Origin of the sequence: Pseudoxanthomonas koreensis (assembly GCF_010093225.1) — a bacterium.
GTDB lineage: Bacteria > Pseudomonadota > Gammaproteobacteria > Xanthomonadales > Xanthomonadaceae > Pseudoxanthomonas > Pseudoxanthomonas koreensis.
In genome coordinates this window covers 1-2,301 of the sequence record NZ_PDWM01000074.1, presented here as the reverse complement: position 1 = coordinate 2,301, position 2,301 = coordinate 1, and the positions used below count along the sequence as shown (strand labels likewise).

Annotated in this window: 2 protein-coding genes and 1 pseudogene; 1 reads left to right on the top strand and 2 read right to left on the bottom strand. The window is 59.5% G+C overall.

Features of this window, described 5'->3' with window-relative positions; genetic code table 11:
• Positions 1 to 124: 124 nt before the first annotated feature.
• Positions 125 to 655, top strand: a pseudogene (locus CSC64_RS13735) (transposase); the annotation flags it as partial.
• 346 nt (positions 656 to 1,001) lie between these two features.
• Here CSC64_RS13735 and CSC64_RS13730 read toward each other — a convergent pair.
• Both CSC64_RS13730 and CSC64_RS13725 read right to left on the bottom strand, forming a co-directional pair.
• Positions 1,002 to 1,460: a GNAT family N-acetyltransferase gene (locus tag CSC64_RS13730; protein WP_202922373.1), complete on the bottom strand. Its 459-nt coding sequence runs from the start codon at positions 1,458 to 1,460 to the stop codon at positions 1,002 to 1,004.
• Between the two features lie 149 nt (positions 1,461 to 1,609).
• Positions 1,610 to 2,301 (bottom strand): hypothetical protein (locus tag CSC64_RS13725; RefSeq protein WP_238390052.1); only part of this gene is annotated, 692 nt, incomplete at its 5' end.

Below are 2,301 nucleotides of genomic sequence, written 5' to 3'. Positions count from 1 at the left end.
CCGGCCTCGGCCTCACGCAGGAAGCCGATGATCTGCTCTTCGGAAAAGCGCTTCTTCACGTCCAATCTCCTCGCTTTGGGGAATTGGACTCCAGTTCGCCGTGCTACTCAAAACCGGGGGGACGTCGGCGGCGCGCCAAGGCAACATGCGCTTCGTGCCGGTCAAGACGATAGACCAGCAGGTGCGGCTGTCATGGCATCGGGTGCGCGAGGGCTACAAGGCCGAGGCGCTGGCCACCGGCAACCGGCTGCGCGGCCTGCTGGCCGAGTTCGGCGTGGTGGTGCCGCAGAGCGATGCGGCCCTGCGCCGCACCTTGGCCGACGTCGATGCATTGCGGTTGCCGTGCTCGCTTGTGGAACTGTTGCGCCAGGTCGATGCGCAGTGGCAGCAACTGCAGGCGCGGATCGCCGACGCCGACCGCCGGATCCATGCGCACGCCAACGCTGATGAAGCCTGCATGCGATTGCGCGCGATCATCGGCATCGGCCCAATCACTGCCGACGCGGTGGTGGCCACCATCGGCTCGGCACAGACGTTCAAACACGCGCGCCAGCTGTGGGCGATGCTGGCGCGTGGCGAGCACTACGACGCCGAGGCGTGGCTGAAGCATCCGATGGTGCAGCGGCCAGCGAGTCGACGACGCACATCCGAATGATCGACACATCTTCAACGTCAGCGCGAGCAAGGTAACAACGGGTCAGACCGACCTGGAGAGAGCCTGGCTAACTGTTCGGCACCATCAGGTGCGGTGGCCGATCCCCACCGCATTGGCCAAGCCGATGAATGAATGAGGCCTCCAGGTGCGGTTTTTACCCTGGTCCGGACGAGCGACGAAGCGTCCAACAAGACCGATTACGGAAATGCAGTCTGACAACGTTGGGCTGCTTACGCTGACACGCAGTACGCAACACGCGGAACAAGCAAGAAGGCAGCTATCGCCCGAAAGCTACAGGCAAGAGCGGCTCGTGCATGGAGTTGACGGGGAGTTCCTTACGGAATTGTTAGGCCGCGGCTTCAAGCTTGAGGTCGTACGTCAGGAAGTTCGTTCGGGTAGCAATCTTGTCGTAAGAACTCCTGGCGCGGTAGTTGTCCTCGGCCGTCAACCAGCGGATGACTGACCACTTCCTCTCGCGCCCCACTTGGGCGACGGCGGCGATCAACTTTTTGCTTACTTCCTGTCCGCGCGCAGCGGAGCTAACGAACAGATCGTCTAGAAATCCGCCCACCGTAGCCGAAAGCGGGCGGGAGAAAGGACGATAGTGCGCCAAGCCGATGAGCTCACCCGCCTCGTTCGTTGCAACAAAACCTTCTAGCTCGTGCGAGCTGTCGTTCAGCCATGACCAGATGGTCGCGCGCATCTCTGGCGTTTGGACCACTTTGTAGAAATCGGCATAGCCTGAATAAAGCGCCGCCCATCCTTCGCGGTCGGCGGGAGTGAGGGGGCGAATGGTAATTGCCATTGAAACCTCCATTGCTCTTAAACGGTGAGGAAACTCTCACGCGGCCTAACGCCTAAGTTAAGCCGAATTGCAGCGCGTAGCCGGGCACATGGCAAGCTTTTTCTGCCATGTGGCTGGCGTAGCGATGCAATTTCGGCTTGAACGCATTGTTAGGCCCCGCCGCCCTCGGCACAGCCTTTGGCGACAACTGGCTCCATGTACGTCTTGAGCGAACCATTCCGCTGCTCGGCGAGCAAAGTGTCAAAGTAGGCGATGTGAGCGCTTGGGTCAGTCGAAATGATTGCGGAGTAGGCCTGGAGAGCGCTCTCGACACCGGCTAGTTGCAAGGCGAGCACATCTGTTATGCCGGGATTGGAGATTTGGTAAGCCACATTCCCGAACATTTGTTGTACCAATAATTCGGGGCCGTATGGGACCGGCTGATTAGGGATGGGGCCAAGAATGTCACAGACGGTAACCGTGTAATCCGGGGTGTCAGTGAGCCATTGCAGTAACCATTGCCGCATCGCAACGGCGTCTTTGCCGAGCGGATCTGCCTCCAACGCTGCGGTATACCTAGCTGCTCTGTCTGAGATCTTTTCAGACTCTTGCGGCGAAATGCTCTCCGCCGCAATAGAAGGGAAGCTTGCAGTTGCCAGGAGCGAGAGCAGTACGATTGAAAAGCGCATAGCGAGAATGTCTCCTAGGGGCCTAACGCCTGAATTAAGCCGACCCGCGAAGCGGGTTCGGCTTGAATGAGTAAAAAGGAAGCTCCCCATCCCTGCGGACAACCGCTCGGCCTCGAAGGCCATGATGGTTCTCACCATCGGTATATCTGGAGGAGGAGCTTCCCATGCGCACT

Excerpts from the sequence above, each read along its gene's own strand:
- CSC64_RS13730 (WP_202922373.1), bottom strand. The coding sequence starts at position 1,460 with ATGGCAATTACCATTCGCCCCCTCACTCCCGCCGACCGCGAAGGATGG.